The organism is Paraburkholderia sp. GAS348 (assembly GCF_050434205.1).
GTDB lineage: Bacteria > Pseudomonadota > Gammaproteobacteria > Burkholderiales > Burkholderiaceae > Paraburkholderia.
Genome location: NZ_JBNPVT010000005.1, coordinates 162493 through 187210, shown reverse-complemented (window position 1 = coordinate 187210; position 24718 = coordinate 162493). Strand labels below are relative to the sequence as shown.

The following is a 24718-nucleotide window of genomic DNA, read 5'->3' as shown; positions in this document are numbered from 1 at the left end:
GCCTTTCGGACATACCCTGATAGACGCCCATTCTAATGCTTAGACGCCCACCTTTTGTTAAGTTGCCGCGACAGTCGGCCTGTGGATGGGCATTCGCGCAGATTGCCGGCAGACAACCCGCGCCGCTCGCGCGCCCCGCACAACGGGACTGGCGAGTGTCCACCGGATGCTGACGCTCAAACGCTTCGCCAATCCGGACGTCACGCGCGCCTTCACCAATATCGTCTGGCTCGGGCTGGAGCGACTCACGCAGATCGGCGTGGCAATCGTGATCAGCGGCATGCTGGCACGCTACTTCGGGCCCGACACTTTCGGCAAATGGCAGTACGCGAATACGCTACTGCTGGTGCTTTCGCCAATCACCTGGGTATGCGGCGCGGAAATTCTGGTTCCCACCATCGTCAGCCGGCCGCCAACCCAGCTCGGCACGGTGCTCGGCAGCGCCTTCGCGCTGCGCTTCTCGGTTTCCGTCGCGGCGCTGCTGCTCACGTGGCTTGGCATTGCGTTGCACTTCTTCGACCCGCTGGTGGGCGCCATGCTCGCCGGCCTCGCGGTGACCATGCTGTTTCGCGAGCCGTTCGTCGGCGTGATCAACGCGTGGCTGCAAAGCATGACGTATAGCAAGCCGCAGTTGCTCACCAGCATGAGCACCGCGGTGCTGAAGGCCGGCTTCGCCTATCTGCTGGTGCGCGCCATGGCAACGCCCGCGCGCTTTGGCTGGCTGTGGGCCGCCGAATCGGCGGCGATCGGCGCGGTCTTGCTGATCTATTACATCCGTCGGCATGGCGGCAAGCTCGGCTGGCGTCTCGACCGCTCGCTCTTCAAGCACTTCGCGACCGCGGGCACGGTGTTCTGGCTCGGCCTGGTCTGTATGTATCTGTTCCTGAAACTGGACAGACTGATGCTCGAGCGGGCGATTTCCTTCGCCGACCTCGGGCGTTATTCCGCCGCGCAGCAGTTGAACGAAAACTGGATCACGCTTGCGCTGATGCTCGCGCAGACGATCGCGCCCGCCTTCGTCTACCGCGTGCAAGACGCCGCGCAATTGCGCCGCAACGTGTGGCGGCTCACCGCCATGACCGCCGCGCTGATGGTGAGCGGCGCGATCGTGCTGGATCTGCTGGCCGGCTTCATCATCCGCAGCGTATTCGGACCGGACTTTGAAGGCGCCATCGAGATTTTCCGCTGGGCCGTGTGGCTTTCCGTGCCGGCCGGCGTCGAAGCGATCGGCAATCTGATCGTGCTGAAATATCAGGCCAAATTCGTGTTGCTCTCGAAGTGGCTGCTGGCGCTCGCGATTGCATTCGTCGTCAATCTGCTGGCAATTTCACGGCTTGGCGCTTACGGTGCGCTGGTGGGACTCGCAGCCGGTTATCTCGCCGCCGCGTCAGTTAATCTTTATTACATTCGTTTCAAATTGCGCCCATGACGAACTCATCCGCCGCCGCGCATATGTCTCTCGACGACGTCGCCGTCCTGATGCCCGCGTACAACGGCCAGGCCGACGTCGATCTCACGCTGGCCTCGTTCAGCGAAAACGCGCTAGTGCATGTACTGATCGTCGACGACGGCAGCACGCCGCCGATCGCAGCGCCCACGATCCCGAATATGATGATCGAAGTGCTGCGCATGCCGCAGAACCGCGGCATCGAACGCGCGCTGCAAACCGGCATCGACGCCCTTGCCCAGCGTGGCTTTCGCTACGCAGCACGCATCGACGCGGGCGACCGCAGCGTGCCGCAACGGCTCGCTAAACAACGCGAGTTCATGGAGTCGCATCCGCAAGTAGCCGGTCTCGGCATGTGGACGCAAGTGGTCACGCGTGAAGGGAAACCGCTGTTCATGCTGACACCGCCGGCCGAGCCGCATGAGATCCGGCGCTTGCGGTTCTTTCGTTCATGCCTCGCGCATCCTTCGATGATGTTGCGTATCGACGCCGTGCGCGCGGTCGGCAACTACCGGGCAGCATATCCTTCCGCCGAAGACCTCGATCTGTTCGTGCGTCTGATGGCGCGCTACGACTGCGCGAACCTGCCGGAACTCGGGCTCTACTACGAGCTGAACGAAGGTGGCATCAGCGCGACCAAACGGCGCCGCCAGGTCAGCTCGACGTTGCGTCTGCAACTACGCTACTTCAACGTCGCCAATCTGTACGACTGGCTGGGTCTCGCCAAAAATATGCTGCATCTCGTGACGCCTTACCGCGCATTGCAGCGGGTCAAACGCACGCTGCTTGCGCCGCGTGCGAGTCATTGATTCCGTTACGCCGTCATTCACCCTGTTATTCACCGTCGAGCCCGTTCCCGCATGAAGCCTGCCCTGAAGTCGACGCCCGCGCTACGCATTACACTCGTCTGTAACACCGCCTGGGCAATCTATACGTATCGGCAAGGGCTGATCCGCATGCTGGTTGGACGCGGCGTCGACGTGACGGTGCTCGCGCCGCGCGACCGCACGTTCGGATTGCTCACCGCGATGGGGTGCCGTTGCATCGAATTGCCGGTGGCGTCCAAAGGCACCAGTCCGCGCGAGGACCTGCGCACACTTCTGTCGTTGTATCGTTTGTATCGAAGCATCCGCCCGCACGTCGTGTTCCATTACACGATCAAGCCGAACATTTACGGCTCGGTCGCTGCGAAACTGGCGGGCGTGCAGTCGGTGGCGGTGACCACCGGGCTCGGTTACGTGTTCATCCAGCAGAGCCGCGCTGCGCAAGTCGCAAAAAAACTGTACCGTTTCGCCTTCCGATTCCCGCGCGAAATCTGGTTTCTGAATCGCGACGATCAGGCCGCCTTTGTCGAGCAGAATTTGTTGGCGCATCCTGAACGTGCGCGCCTCCTCCACGGCGAAGGCGTCGATCTCGAACAGTTCGCCTTCACCCCGCTGCCGGAGCGGACGGAATTCAGGTTCGTGCTGATCGGGCGGCTGTTGTGGGACAAGGGCGTCGGCGAATATGTCGAAGCCGCACGGCGTTTGCGTGAACGTTATCCCCAGGCGCGGTTCCAGTTGCTCGGCCCGGTCGGCGTCGACAACCCTAGCGCGATCACACGCGCAGAGGTGGCCGCCTGGGAACAGGAAGGCATCATCGAGTATCTTGGCGAGGCGCACGACGTGCGGCCCTTCATCGCCGGCGCGAACTGCGTCGTCCTGCCGTCCTATCGCGAAGGCGTGCCTCGCACGCTGATGGAAGCATCGGCGATGGGCCGGCCGATCGTGACAACCGACGTACCAGGCTGCCGCGAAGTGGTGGCGGACGGCGTCAATGGATTGCTGTGCGAAGCGCGCAATGCAGAGAGTCTCGCGGCGCAGCTGGCGCGGATGCTCGACATGAGCAGCGCCGAGCGCCGCGCAATGGCTGAACGCGGTCGACAGAAAGTCGCGCAAGAGTTCGACGAACGCGTTGTCGTCGAAACGTATAAAGACCTGGTGCAAAAAATGACGGGTGTTCTACTTTAACGGAGCAACAGCATGACCACGAAGGGCACGATTCTGGTAACGGGCGGTGCAGGATTTATCGGCTCGCACACATGCGTCGAACTGCTGAACAGCGGTTACGACGTCGTGGTAATCGACAATCTCGTGAATAGCAACCGCGAGTCGCTGCGGCGCGTGGAGCAAATCACCGGTAAGCCCGTGACCTTCTACGAAGCCGACGCGCGCGATGAAGCGGCGCTCAAGCGAATTTTCGACGCACACCCGATCACCGGCGCGATTCACTTTGCCGCGCTGAAGGCGGTGGGCGAATCGGTCGCCAAGCCAATCGAGTACTACAGCAATAACGTCGGCAGTTTGCTGGCGCTGCTCGGCGTGATGCGCGATCGCAATGTGAAGCAGTTCGTGTTCAGTTCCTCGGCGACGGTGTATGGCGTGCCGAAGAGCTCACCGATCGACGAATCCTTTCCGCTGTCGGCCACCAATCCTTACGGGCAGTCGAAGCTGATTGCCGAGCAGGTTTTGCGCGATCTGGAAGTGGCGGATCCTTCATGGCGGATTGCGACGCTGCGCTATTTCAATCCGGTGGGCGCGCATGAGAGCGGCTTGATTGGGGAGGATCCGGCGGGTATTCCAAATAACCTGATGCCGTATGTGGCACAGGTTGCTGTCGGCAAGCTGGAGAAGCTGCGGGTGTTTGGCGGCGATTATGAAACGCCCGACGGCACCGGCGTGCGCGACTACATCCATGTGGTCGACCTGGCGCGCGGACACCTGGCCGCGCTCGACGCACTGGTCAAGCGCGATACCAGTTTCGTCGTGAACCTCGGCACAGGCCAGGGCTATAGCGTGCTGGACGTGGTGCGCTCGTTCGAGAAAGCGTCCGGCAAACCGGTGCCGTACGAGATCGTCGCGCGCCGTCCGGGCGACGTCGCGTCGTGTTTCGCCGATCCGGCGGCGGCCGAGAACATCATCGGCTGGCGTGCACAGTTCGGCATCGAACAGATGTGCGCGGATCACTGGCGCTGGCAGTCAACGAATCCGCACGGCTTCGCCTGAATGAAGTGAAAGTCGACGGCGGTGCCAACGAATTGCCAGACAGGAATTCGACCGCCGTCGGCTTTCGTCGCCTCTACGAGTGCGCGACGACTTTTGAAACGGCGTGTACGAGCATCCGCACTTCATCGAACTGCGTTGCCAGCTCGAAACACAGTACGAAGGCCATCGCGTAACAGAGCCCGGGCCATCGGTGGATCCATCGCAAGAACGGCGCTGCGAGAGGCTTTCTGATGGAGTCGCGGGTCATTACATAGGTGACCACAACGCCGATCAGCAACCCAGCGATAACGTCGGTCGGATAATGCAGGCCGAGATAGATACGCGTCGCGCAGATAAAGATCGCCGTGTAGAGTATCGCGGGTATCCCCACGCGGTATGAAACGAGAAAAATTCCCATGGCGACCGACATCCACACCATTGCGTGGTCGCTCGGAAAAGAACTCCAGAATCGCAACTCATGTTCCCCCTCGGCTACTGGAAACTGAAGGTGCAAATCCGGGTTATAGATTGGTCGCACGCGAAATGGCAGGTAATGTGCGAGCAATCTGCCTAGCACGAGTGCCACAAGACCGCTCACAAAGGTCGCGATGACGATCTCGCGCTCCCATTCGCCGCGCTGAGTAGGCCTGAACCAGATCCACCACAGTATGGGGACGAGCAGCAGGCCCTTGAACGTGTACATACCGGCGATCGCTTTGATCGCGCTGTTCACGAATGGAGTGCTGAAGGCGCCGTGGGTCAGGAAAGTCAGGATTGTTAGATCGAATCCGTTCATTGCGGAATTTCCTCAACGTAATCGCTCAAGGGGCGTGGAGACGAAATGCCCGTGACTCGAATTCCGTCCCGCATGCGTGTTCCCGCCCTCTTCCGGGATCACGCCGTCAGCTCCGCTGCTCGCGATGTCAATACCGCCCGATTCTTCGCGCCAGCGCTTCAAGTCGGGCACCGGTCTTTCGTTCTTCCACGGCAATCAGGACCCTGCCGCCTTTGTCTCACTGGTCCCGAGGATCTGAATGCTGATGGTACCTCCACCTTCCCTCAAATTGACTTACAAATGCATTAGTTGTGTGTTATAGCGCCCAGATGAAAACGCCACTACAGGTGCTTCGGTAATATCTACACGTTTTCGTTGGCATCGCAAAGAGGCGCAGTTGTGGACTGCATTCAATATTCGTGAAGACGGGTGACGCACCGAGCCGCGAAGGCTGGCGAACAGACGCGCCGTGCTGCGAGGAATGGATGGATAGATTGAGGGAGGAAAGAAGAACGAAAAGCGCTGCATTGCGCAGCACGCTTCCCTCCCTGGGCCTAGGTGGCGGACAGTTCTCGAATGCGCGGCGCCGCGTGGCTCATTCGATGCCACGCGGTGCGAACGCAATCTCTTAGTTGACTACGATGGCCGAAGAAAGGGCGTTCTTGACGAACGGCTTGCCGACCACCTTGACGTAGTAGGTGCCCGCTTTGGTCACCGGAATCGTGGTCGTGGTGGCTGGGTAGCTCGCCTGGACCCAGGCGCTGTTGGAGTAGCTCCACAACTCCAGGTGATCCACGGTATCCGCGTGCGTGAACGAAACCTTGATCGTACGGCTACTCACCGAAGTGGTCACCCCCAGGCAGTTGTCGATACCCGTCTCGAGCGGAGTCCCCTCGTAGTAATCATCCCAGGTCACCAGTTGCAGAAACGGCAACTGCTTGGCCGAATTGAAGTACTGGTTGATCTTCGTGAAGCTGTTCAGCCACGTTTCGCCGCATTGTTGATCAACAAACGTCGGACCATCCCACGGGGCCAGTGCGCCATTGAAACCCTTGTACGCTGCGCCCATCGTGATTTGCGTCGGGTGCAAATTGGACCGGGTGTAGAAATCGTCCATCGTGGACAGATCAGGCGGCGTAACGTCCGTGCTGGTCGGGTTGACCCACAGGAACGAACCGGCACTCTTGGCAATGCCGAACCCATCCGGCGACGTTGCGTTGTCCAGATGGACGAACTGAATATTCGGATATGCGTTTTGAATGGCCGTCCAGTTGACCCCGCCCGCCGCCGTCAAGCCAAAATCACCGACGACCGGCTTGCCGTTATAGGTCAGATAAGACGCGTCACTGAGGTAATGCGAGTTGATGTAGCTCAACGCGGCCATCACCTTGTTCTGGTTGGTCCCGCTGTAGTTGTTCAACAAGTTCGCGTCGAGCATGATCGCAAACGACAGCTTATTGCCGGACAGCGTAGTGTAATTGTGGATGATCGGCTGCGAAATGAGCCAGTCCTGGTCGCTGATATCGGTCTGCCCCTGCCAATCTACCATCACGCCATCGACACCGCGGCTGACGAGGTCGGCGAAGAACGCCTTGACGTACGTGGTATTGCCGTTCGAGTAGTTGACGTTGACCCCGGTGTCGTTGCCGCCGTCGAACCACGGCAGATAGTGCACCAGCACCTTCGTCGTGTTACCCGGGTAAAGCAGCGTGTGGACGTTGACCTTCGAGACATTGGTCCCACCCGCCAGCGTACCGTTTGAGAAGGCCTTTGTGGCCGCATTAGCCGAAGTGTTCGGAGCCATCAGCGCCGATTGTGCTGTCTGCGCTTGCGCGTAACCCGCGATAAAAAGCGTGGCAACGCCCGCGAGCATAGCGCGGGAGAATTTGGATCTTAGTTTCGTGGACACCATCAATATCCTGACTCGTATTTGATTGAAAACGTAAAGCCGTGAACCTCAGGGTTCACTGCAAAAAAGTAGGGGGGTTGCCCGGCCGAAGGCGCTTTGGCTACCCCGTGGCCACGACGCAAGCGGCAAGGCCGTTACGCCGTTCGCAGCGGCAATGCCCTGCGAGCAGGCTGACTTCGAGATACGGATTCCGCTCTTACTCGGCCACGTTAGGAACGTGATCTTTCTGTAAGCAGTACTGATTGCGATCCGCTTGTTTTCGGTGACGAATAGTAGAAATCCTCCTTCGGATGCCTTGGTTTAAACGTGACTGGACTCGCCCGCTCCATGACGGCTGATCGCCGACGCGCAACACTGAGCAGGTTCCGGAAGCAGCCGTGGCAACGCATTCGATGCCAGATCGGAAAAACTGCCCTTCCGCGCCTGTTCTCGATCATCAACACTGATCTGATGCGAAAACCCAATGCACTTGCGCTTCAATGAGCGACGGCATTGCATACGCGAAACAGCTTCCGGCGATGACAGTGCGATTTCATCTATCTTTCATTTTTGTCGGTTAGTACACCGAAATCAAAATGAAAGGCCGATGCAACTGCTTCCTTTCAAAATCCAGTCGATGAGCACTGGGGATGACACAAGTCGGGGCTCCAATTCCGCTCTTGCGACATCCGGACTACGTCAGCACTCATCCCAATCCACAGACGCGCCAATAGCGCATGCTTTTACCTGGAGAGCGCGGTGAACCTTCGAAGCTCTCTACTTCGCATGGACCGCTCAGTTAATTCGTATTACGAATTAACTTGTAAAAAATTGTTCCACCCTTTCATCGGGCGCGGAATGCTCTTTCATGTGCTCCCAGTCGCCTCGCCGGACTCTTCGAATCCGACGTATCGATATCCAGGTTGTGATCGGAAGCTGCTTCGACTCTTACAGGCTCGGCCCTGTCTTGCCAAACCGAAGACCTGCGACAGAACCGACCCTGGTGACTAGCGAGCCACTCTTACGTCAAAGCCACCCTTCACATCGCTGCCACCGATCGCGGCAGCGCGAGCGCGTCTTGGGCCAATCAGGGACACACCGCTTCCGGTGTGTGCAGGACGAACAGCGAGCGAATTCCGACTGCATCAGAAGCACTAGCGCCGCTAGCACATCTCGCACGCAGCAGCAAGCAAATGACGGCTCGGTGTTTTCACGTAGCAGCGCCAGGCACGAATTATATTCGCAAAAAAACGTTTCAACTCTGCAACGCGGCGAAAGACGCGGCAAAAAAGAGATAGCTCCCCGCATCCAATCGTCTGAAGACAGTTTTTCCTCGCATCCGTCGCAAAGCGCAACAGCTCTTCTCGATTGGTCAGTTGAGCACAATGAACCACTTGACTTACGCGATTCATTCATACCAAAGAGGCAATTTGAACCTAACGATATTCATCTGATCAATAGGATGGCGAACGATTTACCGGACGGACAAGCCAGATTTTTCCGACAGCGAGGTAGCTAAAAACAGCAACGTGTATCGACAAAAAAAATCGACTGTCGACAGCGCATGTGGTGTTTACCCATCACTTTCCAGCAAACCTCTTCGCGTCTCGCGGAGTTGGCAGTGAACAGGATGGATTGGCTTCAGTGAAATGACTTTTTACAACGTTCGTTATCCGATCATTTTTCTCGTCAGCACACCAGATTAGTCCACGAACGTTCGATCAGAATAAAACCGCGAAATGCGACGTAGGGTGCGCGATCTGGCTAATCAGGCAATACGTCTGCGCTAAGAACGAGACCGCCACATTGGGTATCTCATCGAGACATCGATTAGCAATGTTGCAAGCGATGAGTGCGCTCGACGTCATCGTTGACAGCCTGACCGGCCGACGCGCATGGGCGTCTCCTCCAATGACTCAGCGTCGGCTCGGATATGTCATTGCGATGACGGCCTCCGGTTGAGATGGAAATTCGGTAATCGTGGAAGGCGATCCCGCGGGGGCGCGATTTGCAGGCATAATTCAGATCGAAAACGATAGGATACCGAATCAATTCATCGACACTTCTACACGCGGCAGCGCCCACTCACCCGGCGATGTGGGCCGTCGCATTTGCGCAGCGCTGCCATCTGAAAACAGTTGATCCTTGAGTCCGCTGACGCCTACGGTTCGCAACAGAACTCAGTTCGATGGCAGACCACTGCCGCACCAAAGCGCCTCTTAGATGAAAACAGACTATCTGCCTGTTGCTCGCTACCCGAGCCCCGCCGCCTCTAGGCTTCTTTCGTCGCTGAAATGATCATGCTCAGCCAGAATTGCTTGAGGCCCAGCAAGCCGAAACTGTAGAAGAAGAAATCCTTGAACGACTCGACTCTTTTATTTTCCGTATAGTTGATTTCAGCAACCCTCAACCCGCACCGCTTCATTGCATCGTAGATCTCCAGAGGCACGTATTCCCGGCGATGAACCCCTTCATTCTCGAAACTGACCTCGCCGAAAACTTTCTCGGGAGATTGCATGATGGGCCGCATCAGAATCAATCTGATGACGTTTCTGATGTTGGCAAAGTTGGGCGTATTGATGATGAGCTTGCCGTTCTTTTTCAGCAACGCCGATAGCATCAGGACGTGCTCGTAGGGTGGCCTCGGGATGTGCTGAATGATCGAAGAGCTCAGAGCAAGATCGAATTTTTCCTCGCAAACCCACGGCGTGGACAAGTCGCAGCCAATGGTATTGAAGTTGCTCTTTTCGTAGTACTTCCGATGGTAGTCAATGGCCTCAGGAAAATCGACCACCGTGATATCGGCATTTTTGAAACGGTATAGCGCGTGCTCTATATAAGCACTGCCAGCACCCACTGAGATTATTTTCGCGCCATCGGGAATGCTGTCGCAGCACACTCTGAAAATATTCCACAGCCTCTCCTCGTGCGCGCGGATGTACTCTTCCCCCTGCCTGCCGTCATCCACAAATTCTCTGCAAAGGTTTAAGAAATCACTTTTTTTTGCCTTCCCTGTTAACATATTAACCCCCCAGTTTAAGCTCACTTTACTAATAGAAAAGCTGTCGCCCCATGATGGAAAATCGATCCTTGCCGGCATTGACCAACACCGAAGCGATGCCGAACACCGGATTAACCAAAGATTGGCTCCACTGTTCGCTCGTTGCGTCCGAAAGACCAGCGACGTCGGCGTACATTTCGGCATCAGCGGTGCCCATGTTTGCCAGACCCTGAATCACTCAGCGCTGGTGAACGCGCGCTGCTGCATGAACCTCGGTAGGTTCGGCGCCGAGCAGCGCGGCCTCATGCTGTCGTAGCCGGGCTTTCTCTGCCGTATTCATGCAGACGCTTTCATCCGACGTGATGCCCTGTGCTGTTGCGAACGATTGCTGCACATGCACGCCGCTCACAACCCTCAACGAAGCGCCGAGAACAATTTCCGGCAGTTTTTGCTGGGAACACAACAAGCGACACATGCCGGGAACTCCTTCATGCGCAGCGGTCGAAATGGGAGATTGAAAACAGCGATGCAATAAGGCCCGCTCACGTTCGAGCAAGGCCCATTAAACGCCGGCAATCACCCCGACTTAGTTCGGTGGACCACACTACTCGAAAGCAAGCAAAAACCTGCTGCGAAATTGGCTAGTGGGTGGAATTTCCTCAAGCGACCTATCAGGCCGGGCGACCGTGGTGGCCTGCCGCGTCCGGGATGACCCCGCGCGAGACGGATTGCGCATCAACGCGGAGGTGGTTTTGCGCCTCGCATACTGTCGATTGTGGCTTTTTCGCTATGACAACGTAGTCCTGCCAGCAGCGATTCGTCCGTGTGTTGCCAGACATCTGCTTTCTGCGATGCGACGAGCCGCCGCATCCGAATTTGGCCGGAGCAGAAAACGCCTCGTGAATACTCACGGAAAAACGGCGAAACTCCGGCCCTTAAAATCAAACGCGAGGCGCTACCCCGTCTTCAACGCTGCTTTGCATGGGTACTATGCTGCACCACGTCAATCGAGATGGCGGACAGGTTGCCTTCGCCGGCAACGACATTCATCTCCATCTTCGGAGCGTACACGCCTGGCCGGAGCAGATCGCCCCAGCGGCGCGCAAAAACCGGCAGGCTGAAATTGCGCTCGCAGAAGGCGGAAAACCGTATCGCCGCGGCCATTACCTCATTCAGATCGGCATCGGGATTGGCGAGAAAACGCTCCAGTCGCGCATCGTCCATGGCCAGCGCCGCATCTTCAAAATTCAGCCCCTCATACGCCGCGTCATTGCCAACCGGAACGCAACCAAACGAGATAGCCTCCAGCACCTTCGACTTGATGCCACCACGCAGGAACGTCGGGCATAGGGCAATCGAGGTGGGGGTATAGACGTCGTCGAGCGTCGTTGCAAAGCCGGCGAACGTCACGTTCGGCACGGATTCGTATTGACCGGACATACGCCCGTAAATGACCAGCGGGAAGCGCAACTCAAGCTGCTTCCATGACGCCAGCAGGTACTGGATTGCGAGCCGGTTCTGCAACTGGCTGTCCGCGCCGATGAATACGAACCGAACCGGATCGGCGGGCCGCATCACCGGCTTGACCGAGTCGATTGGCGGCGCGATCACATGCACCCGCTTTTTCATTGCGGCGGGCAGGATGCGCTCCAACGCGTCGGCGTCCGTTGTCGAGACCAAGGTCACGGCATTCGAGGAAGCGGCCGCCAGCCGCTCATGGCCTTTCAGCGCATATTCCTCATATCTCAGCATCAGATTGCGGAATAACCGCAAATTGATCAGCGAGACGACCGCCGTCGGGATCGACTTCGCGAGGTAGCCCATAGACAATGGGAAATTGCCGGTCCTCAGGACATGGGCACGCCGCGACATCAGATCGTCCAGGTCGCTGATAATGTGGCTTGACGGATAGCGTCGGCGAACGAACGCGGCATAGTCGACCATCCGGATGCCATCGAAGTAGATGACATCGGGTTTGAACTCGTCGATCGTTTCGATCAGTCGCCTCTTTCCATCCCCACTGGCGAACATGGCGACTTGCAGCGCGCACGGCTTGCCTGCAAGCATGCCTTCGACGATCCTCAGGCCGGCGCGCAGCTTCGAAACGAGCGTGCCCATTTCGAATACCGAGCGGATCTTGAGTTCGCGCACCTCGGCATCCATACCGATCGCTTCGCGAATGAAGCGCAAAGTGCGTTCACGTCCATTCGACGCCGCCTGAGGGATATCCCGGGTCATTACCATCAGTACGCGTTTTCTCATACAGCCTCCGATTGGAGATGGTTCTAAATTCGTTCCAGAGGTCTACGGAAGCAAGCTCAGATCTGAAGAGCCGCCGCGCCAATTGAACAGCTATGCCGCCATGCTCAGAAATCCATCTCGTTTTTTCATATGATTCGTTATGCAAATTAATTGGATAAGGCCGGTGGCGATGCAATCTTCCGCACATCCAAACACGCCAGAAATCCAATTCGCTACAAGATTTGCACTACCTGTGCGCCCCGAATGACTGACGCGATCACCCCACCCGCACGCTGATCTAACTTCGAGTATCCCGCTCGACTTCGATTGCACGGACGCCTGCATCGCGCTGTTCGTGTCTCGCCGCAGCCAGCAGGACCGCTTCGAACTGCTGCAGTTGTCGCGGCGGCAGGAAGTGATCACGTTGTGCGTGGCAGCGGCGGGCAATGTCACGGTAGAAAACCGGGTCGTCGACGAGTCGCCGGATGAGCGCCCCGAGTGCTGCGACGTCGCCACGCGGCACGGTCAATTCGGGAAAGGCACCGAATACTTCCGGCAGTCCGCCCGAGGCGAACGCGATCGATGGCTTGAAAAATTCCCAAGGCTCGAAAGCGACCATTCCGAACGGTTCGTTCCACATCGATGTGACGACCACGAGATCGACCAATGAGTAAAAGTCTTTCGGAGCGACGAAGCCATAACGCACGACCGGCAGATCCGGGTGCGCGGCGATCAGTTGGTCCAGAACCTGTTCGTTGTCCCGGCCCGCGATATGCAGTTCCAGGTCGCCTCTATGCGCCGCCGCCGCGCTCGCAAAAAACTCACGAATACCCTTCGTCGCGTCGGTGCGTCCGATAAAGCCGACCCGAAAAGGCTTATGCGGCTCGGCGGGCGTCGCGGGGATCGCGCTGAACGGCTGCCGCGCGTTATGGATGACGCAGGGCAGCGCGCGGCTGAAGAAATTTTGTTGCCGATGGCGCTCCAGCACAAAGTTGCTGACTCCGACCACATGCCCCACCAGCCGCGAGAACCACGCCTTCGGGGACGAAACGGTCCGACATCCCTGGCATGCCTGCTCACACGCGCGACCGTTGCGGAACATCGTCGAGGTCGGGCATAGCAGCCAGTAGTCATGCAGAACATGCACGACCGGGATCCGCAAACACCATGCAGCGAGCCATATGGCCGGCCCCATTCCCTTGAGGTTGTTCGTGCAGAGGGTGTCGATATCAAGGCGCCGCAGATGACGCAGTGCGTAAAGGAATACGAACGGGTTGAACGTATCCAATGCACCGAACAAGGCCTTTTTCAGTCCGCTTCGCACGGCATGCGAGAACTGGTTGTAGATGTTCGTGTTCGGCATGCTGTGCACGCGAAGACCATCCACGACCGCTGTTTCAGCTGCGCGCGAGTCCGACAAGGTCAGAATGGAAACGTCATGACCCCGGTCACGAAGCTGAACCGCCAGATCGTAGACGATCAACTCGGTGCCCCCGACAACCTTCGGAGGAAAGCGATTATTGCAGAGGCAGACTTTCATGGCGCCACCTCCACGCGCGTCCCCTGTCCGAAGACGACAGCCCAGAACAGGACGATGGACACGGCCGTCGCCACCGCCGGCGCATACATCACGAGTACCGAAGGCATCACGAATGGCGCCACTCCGATTGCAACGATGGTCACGACGAGCTTCACCGTCATCAGCCGGTAACGCCGGGCAGCGATGAGCCAGGTAGTGAGCCCTGCGTCCACGAACGTAGCGATCGAGCATGCGGTGCCGAAAATCATGACCGGCACACCGGCTTCGAACGCAGGTCCATAGATCGCCAGGAAGACCGGCCGCCCCGCGAACAGGCTTCCGACCAGTGCTACTGCGGCGATCACCGCCAGATAGGCACTGAGCTTGATCGCCTTGCTGCGCAACTGGTCCTCGCCACGAGCGGCGAAGACCATTGCCGGTGCAAGAGCCAGCGCAAGCGTCGTACCGACAGAGTTCCACTGCTCGATGAGCGACGCCGCTGCCGAATAAATGCCAAGGTCCGTCTTCGACATCAGCGTGCCCAGCAGAAGCCGGTCCATTCGCAACACCAGCATGCTGGCGGCAATCGCCGGCCAGATCCTGAGTCCGCGCACGACGAGCGTTCGCGTGACCATTTCCGAACCGTGCAGGGATCGCGGTCGATTGAAGGCGAGTGTCCGATAACGGCTGAACGGCGCGGCGGCGGCCACGCAGGCTTCGAGCGGCCATGCGAACGACGCGACGACCGCACCAACCGACGCGTGGGCGGCACCCAGCAGCCAGAGCACCCGAACGCCGCTTGCGTAGGCTTTTGCCCGCGTGATGACCCATGGCTTGGTTTCCGCATAGGCCATGAGGGCGCCGAGCGCAATGGGCTCGCCCAGCATCACCAGTCCGGCGATCAGCGTCAGGGCGCCGCTCGAGGACTGCATCAGCAACCCGACGACAATCAGAAAGAGCAGCGTCACGCTGAGCGTCGAACCCAGGCGCAAACGGAAGGCCCGATAGAACACGAGGTGTCGCAGTCGGGGATGCCTGCCGAAGATCGGCGCTACGGCCTGAGCGCTGAATATCAGTGCGGCGCTGCTAACGACATACGCAAGCGACAATGCGAACTGCAGTTCACCGAAAAAATGAGCGCCGTACAGACTGGCGAACAGGTGATTACTCGCGACTGCCGCGAGCGCCCCGATGACCTTTTCGCACACCACGCCGGAGAGCGACGAAAACAGCAGTGTTCTGAAAGATTTCACGATGCCACCAGCCGTTTCATTTTTCTCGCCGTGGACCGCGAATCAACCAGGACCCACCACAGGAACGCCATGGCCACGTAGAACAGCGTGCGAACACCGAAGAAAGACCAGTAGTCGCCTTGCTGGAGCCCGGAGGACGCATAGCTGAGCACCTTGACGACCAGCCAGAGCATGATCACACCGCCACGAAGCGCGAACACTATCTGCAATGCGCAAAGCGCACCGTATATCACGCCCGTTAACGCGACGAACAACGCGCCGCCAGCCAGGCCGAACCAGAATACTGGAATCGCCATCTGCCCCATGGTGAAGGTGATGTCGTCCTTTATATACCCTGTTATCACGTGCGGCTCGCCGTATGCGACCATCACGTCGCGCAAGCCGCTGTAGCCAAAGCTGTCGTCGAAGCTGGGCGCGTCCATCGAGAACAGCGAATGCACGAAGCGCCAGAATGCCGGCGCGCCGCCCAACGGAGGCGCGGCGAAGAGATGCGCGTCGTAATCGACCACGTACCAGACCTGCCCCTGCAGTAGCGAACGGTCCGTCATCGTGTTTTGCACATCGAGTCCCTGCCCCTGGTAGGCCGAAAACACCGAACCGACACCGATCACCAGCGCGATGGCGCCTCCGATTGCCATGTATCGTAGTACTGGCTTGCCTTTCATGACGAGCACCGCAACCACAGGGGCGAGGACGGAGAGGCCGAAGTGCAGCACGGACATGAACTGCTCGCCGTGAAGGATATAGAGATCCGTCGTCGCAATGATTAGCAGGATCGAAAAGCATTTGACTGCACGGCTTTTGCTGGTGGCGAGCGCGCCGAGAATCAACGCCAGAAACGTCTGATTGTTCAGGAACAGGTTGAACAACACACTCTCGGTCCCAGTACTTCCATTGCGAATGGTGTAACGGTTCACACCATTGAGCAGCGCGAACCCTTGGGTCAGCCCCGCTGCCACGCCGGCGCCGATAATCGCGAGCGCCAGTGTGAATCCCAGCGCTACACTGCGCAGTTCAGTGGTGATCAGCGCAACCGGCACGCTCGTGTCGCGAACTTTCAAATATCGATTGAAGCCGTAGAGCGCACAACCGACGAAGGCGACATAGAAAAGCAACTGCCGGCTAAAGGCGCCGTTCGCTTCACCCTGGACCGCCGTTTCGGTCATCAGACCGCCCGCCTCGATGCCGATGCCGGCGACAAATCCAGTCAGCCCGATCATCATGAAAAAGAGCATCGATACTGAAAAGAGCGGTTGCGTTACCACCAGATAGATGACCGCGAGCACTGCCAGCACGAAGGTCCACGTCGCGCTCGCCTCGGCGTAGCCGAGGTATGGCAGCGCCGTATTGAACAGCAATGCGGCGATGCCGACCGCCGGTACGATCAGGTGAGTCATGGAGATCGTCGGTTCGCTAGCCTGATGGATTTGCATGGCCTGTCCGCTTCTTATTCTGCAGATGTGTACTCGCCGTCGGGAGCGTCGGCGCCGATAGCCCTAAGCAGACTGCGGCGCAATGAAACGCAGACGACGTCCGACGAGTACTGCCGCGCATTGATCTTGCCGCGTTCGACGAGGCGTTCCGCCAGCGCGGGGTCGTTCGCGAGACGAGTGATCGCCGTCACCCACGCGTCGGGATCGGCCGGATCACTGACCGGTAAAAACGAATCGCCCATCGTCGCCCGATAGACCTGCGTGTCGGAAGCAACGACCGGAATCCCGGCGATCTGCGCCTCGATCACGGTCCGGCCGAAGCCCTCATGCAGTGACGCCGAGACGTACATGTCCGCGGCCTGATAGAGATAACCGAGGTCTTCGTCGCTGACGGAATCGAGGAAATGAGCGCGGATGCCCGACTCGCTGACCAGCGTCGTGCATTCCTTGCGATTGGAGAGGTTGAACGGCTTGCCGGCGCGAACGATCACGAGATCCTTGCGCGCCATCCTGGCCAACGCCCGAAACAGCGTCACGTTGTTCTTGCGGGTCTCGTCGGAGCCGACGTTCAGCAACAGGATCGCATCGCCGATCTCCAAACCCATGTGCTCTTTGACGATCGCCCTGGCGCGAGCCCGCGCAGCGCGCGGCGTTGGCTCATCAAACGGCGAATATTTGTCTTCGAACGGGCAAGGCATGATCTGGATGCGCTCGGGTGGGACCGGCACGACTTCGCGCATCTCCGTCGCGGTCACTTCACTTTCCACCAGCACGAGATTCGACCTGGCGACTTGTCCCCGGATTGCGCGAACATACAATTCCTTGAGCCGCTCCGTTAAGCCTCGCGCTTGCCCAGGACGTTGAACGTGATGGAAAAGCACGCAGACCTTGCCACCGGCAAGGCGGATGCACGGAACGAGGAAGCTCAGATCCTCCTGATAAAGCACGATCATTTCGCACGACCGGGCTACCCGGATCGCATGAAGCGGATACAGAACGAACTGCCACCAGTAGCGCTTCAGTGAACGGGATTCAGCAGGAATATCGATCACCTCGACATTGAAGCCGGTGCTCCTGTTCAAAGCCCGGATAAATATCAGGCTATGTTGACTTACGCCGTTCCAACTGCTTGGCCGCGGCCCCATAAACCAGACGATCCGTAGGTCGCCGCGCGCATTCGGAACTGCGCTTTCTGATGAGCCTGAATTCTCCAGCCCCCCGGTTTCCGGACCCGCCAGCATCGAAAAAAATCTCATGAATATCCCCGATTGCGACAATGCGCGTCCGCCTTGTGATCAAGCTGGAGCTGCTGAGCAGCCGGTGAACGTTGTTTAGTCCTGGGAAGATATGTACCGGTAAGCATTCGAGTAATACCCGTAACGCAGCGGTGAAGGTGCAAAGCCGTTAAACACCAGGCCATCGATAGTCGTCCCGACCTTCGCGAGCCGCGCCACCGATTCGACGACCTCGGCATAGCTCACTTGCCCTTGCCGCGCCACGAAAACCGTCATGTCCGCATGTCTCGACATGGCTGCCGCATCGAGCACCGGAAGGACCGGCGGAGAATCGATGATGACAATGTCGTACTCGTCTCGCAGCGACTCGATCAGCGGTCCAAAATTGTCGGAGCCCAATAGCTTTGCCGCCTTATTCGTTTTCTTGCCTGCCGGCATCGCGTGAAAATTCTCACTCGGCTTGGCGATGACGTCGCCCGACTCGAGTGTGCCCTGCAGGACCCCGGACAAACCGTTGCTGGTATTGACGGAAAGATAGCGATGGAACTTGGATCGACGCATGTCCGCATCGAGCAGCAAGGTCTTCAGTCCTTTTTCGGCTAGCAGATACGCAAGGTTGGCCGAGATCAGCGACTTGCCCTGGTTGGGCACCGCAGAAGTGATCAGGACGACCTTGCCCCCTTCCTTCTCCGCAAGCGAGCATCGCACCGCGAGCGCAAGGCTCTCCATGGCCTCGACCAGCGGTGTTTCCGTTTCCTCTGCGCTGATCAGAAAGGTATGTTCTGCCTTTTTTGCCTCTATTCTCTGCGCTGGCGAAGTCGGCAGGATACCGAGCGTATCGATACCGACCAAGGCTTCCAACCGCTTCGGGTCACGAATCCGGCCTGAACCGAGTGCCGTCAGCTGCGTGGCAATGAAGCCGAATAACGCGCCCGCCATGCCCCCGAGCGCCAGCGCGAGCACCGGATTCGGGCGCCCCGGCTTCTCCGCCACCTCCGCGTGATCCACGATCGACGCGTTGCCCCCGTTGCCAGCAGTAGCGATCTGCAACTGCTGCGCATTATTCATGAGGCCCACATACAGCTGGTTCTCGACCTCCACATCCCGTGAGAGCCGCAGGAGTTCCTGCTGCAAGCCAGGCAGTTGCGCAATGCGGGCGGACAGCTGGTGCGACGTGACGTCGAGTTGTTTGAGTTTTCCCAGTACGGCATCCAGCGGCGCCTGACCCAGCTGGTACTTTGACCGCAGCTCCTGGTAACTCAGGTTGGTTTCGAGTCTGGCCTTCTCGACCGCCGCGGACTGTTCGAGCAACACCTTGATTTCGCCCTCCACATCAATGCTGCCCTCGCGATAGCGAAACGCATTGAGTGCCTCTTCCGCTTTTTGCAGCCGGGCGCGCACAGCCGGAATTTGGGTGTTGAGGTAGCTCAGGCTGCGTTCCGACTCCTGGGCGCGGCGCGTGACGTTGTTCGCCAGGTACGCGTCAGCAATCGCGTTGACGAGCCGTGCGGCATAGAACGGGTTGTCGTCGTTGTATTCCACCTCGAACACGCCTGATTCCCGCTTGGTCTCGGCAACGTTGAGCTTCTTGATGATTCGGTCGACCTGCCCCTGCGTCGCATGCCTGATGATGCTAAATTCGGTTCCCGGACGCCCGACCACCGCCTTCACGAGGACCCGGTAGTCGCCGGAGACGGCGGGCACCCCGATGGTTCCGCCAAGCAACTCATTGCCGTTACGGTCCTGCAACGTCCACTTGTTGTCACCCTGATAAACGAGCTTGTGGGGCTTGCCCATCTGAGCCGCGGGAACTTCGAACGAACCCAGCGTGAGGTTCTCCCCCCCCCATGCCCAATGCGTCGCCCCGAACGGCGCGCTTGCGAGACCATCCGGCTCCCTGGACAGGACCGTGGCGAGCCAGCGGCCAAATAGGGGGAAAGTGTTCGTGACCGTGAAGGTCGTATCGGCAGCAGATGCTTCGACTGCCTGTGTGACGACGGTCCGTGAACGCGCCACGTCGATCTCGCCGAGAATCGGAGAACCATTGACATCGAGAGCCCGTGTCACGGTCGATAACGAGCCCAAAGCACTGCTCTTTTTGTCCTCGATCTGGATCAACGCGTTAGCCGAGTACATGGGTGTGGCGAGCAACACGTAAACGCATCCCAGCAGCAGTCCCGACAAAAGGACGCTGAGGAAGAGATATCGATAAGTCAGTACATTTTCCAACACATCGAACATCGATAGCGCCGATTCATCTTGACCAATAGCGGGGCTTCTTTCGCGACCGATATCGTTGCGCATTTGCAAACTCCGAGAAATGAAAACGGTGCTCTGGCGCCGGGCAAAATCCGCGGGGCCGTTCTCGGGGCACCATGGCTTGCGTGCCTAGGCGTCCGGAAAATAGAGCTGACGGAACAAAACCTGCTGGACTGGAATACCAACGTCCGCGAATAATTCATAAAATGCAGACTTTCGGTTCACGCTCTGAATCATGAGAACAGTTAAGTGGATACTGCCCGTGCTGACTATGTGTTTCAGTGCGCTACCCCTCACTGCACAATGCGAAGAATCGGTCCAGACGCTCGCGCCGCCGAATACATCGGCAAGCCTTACTTTCGCGGGCACGTCAAACGGTAATCTCGGGGGATCGACATCAGTTTCCAATGTCAATATTCACACGCTGCTTTATCCGGGGCACACGACCAAGGTGCTTGCGCACTATCTGCCGTGGTGGGCCGATCCCGCATCGCGCCGCGTCTCGGTAGGCTATCGCTCAGACGATCCGGCGCAAGCGCTGCGGACGTTCAAGGACATGCAGGCGCGCGGTGTCGACGGCGTCATCGTCGATTGGTATGGCCAGACAGATACGCACGGCGGCCAGCCAGATACGCGCGACCAGCCCGAACCCATTGATGTCGCGTGGCGCAAGTCGATGCCGGTACTGGCGAAATTCCCCGATCTCTCGTTCTCGATCATGGTCGACAGCGGGACTTACTCCTTCAATCGCTGCAAGGACTGTGACGTTACTCAGACGGTCCTTTCTCAACTCGACTATATCTCACGCACCTACTTTTCCTCCCGACAATACCTAAGGTATAACGGCCATCCGGTGGTATTCGAATTCGGCATGGACTGGTCCGGCAAAGTCGACTGGTCGCGCATCCAAGCCGCGCATCCCGAGATTTCCTGGATTCACATCCACAAGCAGGGATTCGACCGGGATTACAGCGCGGGCGCCTTCGTGTGGGTTACCGCTGGCCCCGCGGCGCACAAAGTCAGCGTTGCGAATCTATCCCAGCTAAAGGAGTTCTACCGGTATGCGCGAACGGAGCCGGCGAAGATAGCGACTGGCGGCGTCTTCAAGGGCTTCGACGATGATCTGGCCTCGTGGGCCAAGCCCAAGGAAAAGCAGTATATGCCGCAAGCTTGTGGCAATACCTGGCTGCAGACCTTCGATCTCGTCAACCAGAACTACAGCGCCACGCGTCAGCTGCCCTTCCTGCAGTTGATTACCTGGAACGATTACGAGGAAGGTACGGCGCTGGAACCCGGGATCGACAACTGCGTCACGCTGCAGACACATCTTTCCGGCAACGCGCTCGCCGTCAAACTGTCACATGCTGCGACCGTCGATCACCTCGAGCTCTATGAGTCGTTGGCGGGGGGCGGGTTTCGTTTGATGAATCGGTATGCGCCGGCGACGGCCGTTATCGCGCTCCCGGCGAGCGCCTCCGGAACGCTTTACCTGAAGGCGGTCGGCAAACCCTTCTTCAGAAACGTTTTATCGTCGCCGATCATGGTCGGGCGCTCAGAGTGACGCCCGATTGACGTTCGGGCTCGCGCAGCCGGTCCTGTCCGAACCAGTCGGTCAGTTCGGACAGCCCGTCGATGCGCGAACCGAGCGATGCGGGCAATTCGAGGTCGTGGCCGCCGATCGGCGCCAGCAGGAAACGATGCCCCACTCCGGCACGCGCCGCCGCCTCCAGATCCGACAGCTTGTCGCCTATCATCAGCGATCCTTCCATGTCCAGATCAAGGTCCGCGCGCGCCTGGACCAACATGCCGGGCTGCGGCTTACGGCAATCGCACGCCTGCCGGTAATCCCCCAGCCCGAACTCCGGGTGGTGCGGGCAGTAGTAGACACGGTCTATTCGCGCGCCCCTGTTCTGGAATTCGCCCAACATCCAATCAGTGAATGCCTGGAACTGACTGACCGGGAAATAACCCCGGCCGATGCCCGCCTGGTTCGTGACCAGGACCACCGCATAGTCCGCGTGATTCGCCGCTCGCACAAGCTGGAAAATGTCTTCGACGAACACGCATTCGTTCGGCTCGTGCACATACCCGGAATCGATATTGACGACCCCGTCCCGATCGAGGAAGAGCGCTTTACGTGTCATGGGCCGATTGTTCACACATGAGCGGCACCACATGCTGGGCCCGCGCATAGTCCGACGGAATGCCGATATCGATGAACTCCGTGATCTCCGGGAAGACGCGGATGTCGAGAGAGGTGATCTGGCGGCGCAGGAAATCGTCTTCGAATGAAAAGCGTTCGGGTAGATCAAAGCCAAGCAGCCGCGCTGCATCGACCGCATACACGCCGGCATTGATGAACCCCGGCGCCTGCACGGGGCGCTTTTCTTCGAACGCGATCAGGCGCCTCGATCCGGCGTCGAATTCGAGCGTTCCATACCGTGACGCATCGGACACGCTCGTCGCGGCAATGGCCAGGTCGGCGCCCCCGACATCGAAAAATTCGACGAAGCTGCACAGATCCAGATCCGTGATCGTGTCGCCGTTCAGGACGATCATCCGCGGCGCGCCGCAGGTCCGCAGCGCATGCATGATCGCGCCGCCCGTGCCGAGCGGCTTGTCCTCTTCGATGATCGTCACCGACAGTCCCAGGGACTGCCGTGACAACCAGTGGGTGATCTCACCGCATCCATAACCCAGCGACAGGACGACGTCCGTCACCCGCTGCTGCTCCAGCCAGCGCAGCATCCAGGCGAGAAACGGCTGGCCATCGACACTGGCCAGTGCTTTAGGAAAACCTTCGCCGAGCACCGGCCGCAAACGCGTACCGAGACCACCCGCCAGGATCAGACATGGAAGCATTTTTCTCATGACGCGAAGATGTTCTCTTCCACAATGCCGCACACGATGTGGCCGCAGACCAGATGGCCTTCCTGAATCTTGGGTGTGGACGTCGAGGGGATCTCGATGCAGAGATCGGTGCGGGCGCGCATTTCGGCTACGCCCTCCGGATGGTTGCCGGTGAAGCCGACTCTGAACAAGCCCCGTTCATTTGCGACTTCGAGCGCGCGGAGAATATTCGGCGAGCGGCCGGACGTCGAGTACGCCCAGAAGATGTCACCGGGCCGACCGACGGCTTCGATCTGCCGCGCAAACAGCTTTTCATAGCCGTAGTCGTTGCCGATCGCCGTCATCACGGAGGTATCGACGGTCAGGGCAAACGCCGCCAATCCCGGGCGATCGAAATTGAACCGGCTAACGAACTCACCCGCAATATGCTGCGCGTCCGCCGCACTGCCCCCGTTGCCCGCGAGCAACACCTTGTTGCCGGCGCGCAGCGCTTTCGTGACCTGCTGCGCCAGCGCCTCGACGTTTGCGATGACCTGGCGGCTGTTTGCGAGCGCGCTCAGAACCGCGACGGTCTTTTCGATTTCGTTGTTGACGGTAATGCTCACGATACCCTCCAGGATTGGGCTCCGACGTCGGTAAACGTGCAGGACATGACCTGGCCATCGCGGCTGTCGAGCGCGCGCATCACAGCCGAGCGGTCGATCGGGTCGACGAAGAACATCATGAAACCGCCGCCTCCCGCGCCCGAGACCTTGCCGGCTTTCGCCCCTGCGTTGGTGGCGATCCTCCACAGCTCGTCGATCGACGGATTCGAAATGTTTTTCGCCATGCGCTTCTTTGATTCCCACGAGTCGCGCATGGAGGCGGCAAAACCGGCGAAGTCGGCGCGCAAAATCGCCTCTTTCATTCTTGTCGCTTCCACCTTGACTTCGTGAAGAGCGGCAAGCGGATCCGTCAAATTCTCCGTCACATTGTTGCTTTGCTCTTTGATGATATTGGCCGATTCGCGCGATACGCCGGTGTAGAACAGCACCAGCGACGCCTCCAACTCGGCCTTCGTTTCCTGCTTGATCCGCAATGGATTGACGATGACCTTGTCGCCATAAAATTCCATGAAGTTGAGGCCGCCAAAGGTCGCCGCGTACTGGTCCTGCTTGCCGCCTGCGAGGGCAAGATCGATCCGTTCAATGTCGTAAGCCAGTTTCGCGACGTCGTATTCGCCGAGTGGCAGCGAAAGCAGTTCGCAAAAGGCCCGCACGAGCGCGACCACGACGGTCGACGAAGAACCCAATCCGGATCCCGGAGGTGCTTCTGAATGCGTGGTGATCGATACGGCAAGCGGATGGCCGCCATTGAATTGCCTGACGATCCGGTTGTACACCCCGACATGCAAACCCAGGCCCTTGATTGGCGGGAGCTCAGGGGAAATATTTCCGATCCAGCGCACCTGCGTATCCGCTGCGCTCAGTTCGAGCTTCGCGTCATCGCGTGGCACGATCGACGCGTAGGCAAACTTGTCAATGGTGACGTTAAGCGCCAGTCCGCCAAAACGATCGGAGTAAGGGGAAACGTCGGTTCCGCCTCCAGCCAGTCCAAGCCGCAGGGGCGCGCGTGCGCGGGCGATGAAGTGCGTCATGATTTGTCCTTTCTCGGTATTAGACCGGCCATGTCAACCTGTTATGTATTGACAGCAACATCAGAACCAAACCGCAATCAACAAAACATTAGTACAGCGAATAACAATGAATACTTGATGCAACTGCCTTGACAGCCTGATGAATACGAAACCTGATC

General features: G+C 58.7%; 20 protein-coding genes. 5 read left to right on the top strand and 15 right to left on the bottom strand.

The features are described from left to right. Positions 1 to 166 precede the first annotated feature (166 nt). Genes P3T22_RS11265 through galE form a run of 4 tightly spaced genes read left to right on the top strand, consistent with a single transcriptional unit; the run spans position 167 to position 4491 of the window. Positions 167 to 1429, top strand: coding sequence for an oligosaccharide flippase family protein (locus tag P3T22_RS11265; protein WP_063495005.1), 1263 nt, complete (start codon positions 167 to 169; stop codon positions 1427 to 1429). Further along, positions 1426 to 2256: a glycosyltransferase gene (locus P3T22_RS11260; RefSeq protein ID WP_429324999.1), complete on the top strand. Its 831-nt coding sequence runs from the start codon at positions 1426 to 1428 to the stop codon at positions 2254 to 2256. Before P3T22_RS11265 ends, P3T22_RS11260 begins: the two co-directional genes overlap by 4 nt. Positions 2257 to 2307: 51 nt before the next feature. After that, positions 2308 to 3456, top strand: coding sequence for a glycosyltransferase family 4 protein (locus P3T22_RS11255; RefSeq protein ID WP_429324998.1), 1149 nt, complete (start codon positions 2308 to 2310; stop codon positions 3454 to 3456). Between the two features lie 12 nt (positions 3457 to 3468). Continuing rightward, the gene (gene galE / locus P3T22_RS11250) at positions 3469 to 4491 is read left to right on the top strand and encodes a UDP-glucose 4-epimerase GalE (protein ID WP_429324997.1); all 1023 of its coding nucleotides are present in this window, start codon (positions 3469 to 3471) and stop codon (positions 4489 to 4491) included. A 73-nt stretch (positions 4492 to 4564) separates the two neighbouring features. Here galE and P3T22_RS11245 read toward each other — a convergent pair whose 3' ends face one another. The 11 genes from P3T22_RS11245 to P3T22_RS11195 form a co-directional block, all read right to left on the bottom strand. Next, the gene (locus P3T22_RS11245; protein WP_063495001.1) at positions 4565 to 5266 is read right to left on the bottom strand and encodes a phosphatase PAP2 family protein; all 702 of its coding nucleotides are present in this window, start codon (positions 5264 to 5266) and stop codon (positions 4565 to 4567) included. Positions 5267 to 5873: 607 nt separating this feature from the next. Continuing rightward, positions 5874 to 7154 carry a hypothetical protein gene (locus P3T22_RS11240; protein WP_429324996.1) on the bottom strand — a complete coding sequence of 427 codons (1281 nt, stop codon included), beginning with the start codon at positions 7152 to 7154 and terminating at the stop codon, positions 5874 to 5876. Between the two features lie 2251 nt (positions 7155 to 9405). After that, positions 9406 to 10101, bottom strand: coding sequence for a class I SAM-dependent methyltransferase (locus P3T22_RS11235; RefSeq protein WP_158515236.1), 696 nt, complete (start codon positions 10099 to 10101; stop codon positions 9406 to 9408). 82 nt (positions 10102 to 10183) lie between these two features. Further along, on the bottom strand, positions 10184 to 10372 hold the full coding sequence (locus tag P3T22_RS11230) for a hypothetical protein (protein ID WP_063494998.1): 189 nt from the start codon (positions 10370 to 10372) through the stop codon (positions 10184 to 10186). Beyond that, positions 10373 to 10690, bottom strand: coding sequence for a hypothetical protein (locus P3T22_RS11225; protein WP_148662093.1), 318 nt, complete (start codon positions 10688 to 10690; stop codon positions 10373 to 10375). It lies immediately after the preceding gene. Between the two features lie 410 nt (positions 10691 to 11100). Beyond that, complete coding sequence (locus tag P3T22_RS11220; protein WP_429324995.1) at positions 11101 to 12396, bottom strand: glycosyltransferase; 1296 nt, start codon at positions 12394 to 12396, stop codon at positions 11101 to 11103. 277 nt (positions 12397 to 12673) lie between these two features. Further along, positions 12674 to 13915: a glycosyltransferase gene (locus P3T22_RS11215; protein WP_429324994.1), complete on the bottom strand. Its 1242-nt coding sequence runs from the start codon at positions 13913 to 13915 to the stop codon at positions 12674 to 12676. Next, entirely contained in the window at positions 13912 to 15147 is a 1236-nt protein-coding gene (locus tag P3T22_RS11210; protein ID WP_429324993.1) for a lipopolysaccharide biosynthesis protein, read from the bottom strand. The genes P3T22_RS11215 and P3T22_RS11210 overlap by 4 nt, the downstream gene beginning before the upstream one ends. Further along, positions 15144 to 16580: a DUF6418 domain-containing protein gene (locus P3T22_RS11205; RefSeq protein WP_429324992.1), complete on the bottom strand. Its 1437-nt coding sequence runs from the start codon at positions 16578 to 16580 to the stop codon at positions 15144 to 15146. Before P3T22_RS11205 ends, P3T22_RS11210 begins: the two co-directional genes overlap by 4 nt. A gap of 14 nt (positions 16581 to 16594) precedes the next feature. Further along, the gene (locus P3T22_RS11200) at positions 16595 to 17662 is read right to left on the bottom strand and encodes a glycosyltransferase (RefSeq protein ID WP_429324991.1); all 1068 of its coding nucleotides are present in this window, start codon (positions 17660 to 17662) and stop codon (positions 16595 to 16597) included. 249 nt (positions 17663 to 17911) lie between these two features. Then, positions 17912 to 20119, bottom strand: coding sequence for a polysaccharide biosynthesis tyrosine autokinase (locus P3T22_RS11195; RefSeq protein WP_429324990.1), 2208 nt, complete (start codon positions 20117 to 20119; stop codon positions 17912 to 17914). A gap of 226 nt (positions 20120 to 20345) precedes the next feature. On the opposite strand from P3T22_RS11195, the gene P3T22_RS11190 reads away from it, so the two are divergent. Further along, a complete protein-coding gene (locus P3T22_RS11190) occupies positions 20346 to 21635 on the top strand; it encodes a hypothetical protein (protein ID WP_429324989.1) in 1290 nt (429 codons plus the stop codon). Here P3T22_RS11190 and gmhB read toward each other — a convergent pair. From gmhB to P3T22_RS11170, 4 genes are read right to left on the bottom strand one after another with little or no spacing between them, the layout of a single operon-like run. Next, the gene (gene gmhB / locus P3T22_RS11185) at positions 21613 to 22218 is read right to left on the bottom strand and encodes a D-glycero-beta-D-manno-heptose 1,7-bisphosphate 7-phosphatase (protein ID WP_429324988.1); all 606 of its coding nucleotides are present in this window, start codon (positions 22216 to 22218) and stop codon (positions 21613 to 21615) included. The genes P3T22_RS11190 and gmhB overlap by 23 nt on opposite strands. Further along, complete coding sequence (locus P3T22_RS11180) at positions 22208 to 22936, bottom strand: nucleotidyltransferase family protein (protein ID WP_429325102.1); 729 nt, start codon at positions 22934 to 22936, stop codon at positions 22208 to 22210. The genes gmhB and P3T22_RS11180 overlap by 11 nt, the downstream gene beginning before the upstream one ends. 5 nt (positions 22937 to 22941) lie before the next feature. Then, entirely contained in the window at positions 22942 to 23529 is a 588-nt protein-coding gene (locus P3T22_RS11175; protein WP_063494987.1) for a D-sedoheptulose-7-phosphate isomerase, read from the bottom strand. Beyond that, complete coding sequence (locus P3T22_RS11170) at positions 23526 to 24560, bottom strand: dehydrogenase (protein ID WP_063494986.1); 1035 nt, start codon at positions 24558 to 24560, stop codon at positions 23526 to 23528. The genes P3T22_RS11175 and P3T22_RS11170 overlap by 4 nt, the downstream gene beginning before the upstream one ends. Positions 24561 to 24718 lie beyond the last annotated feature (158 nt).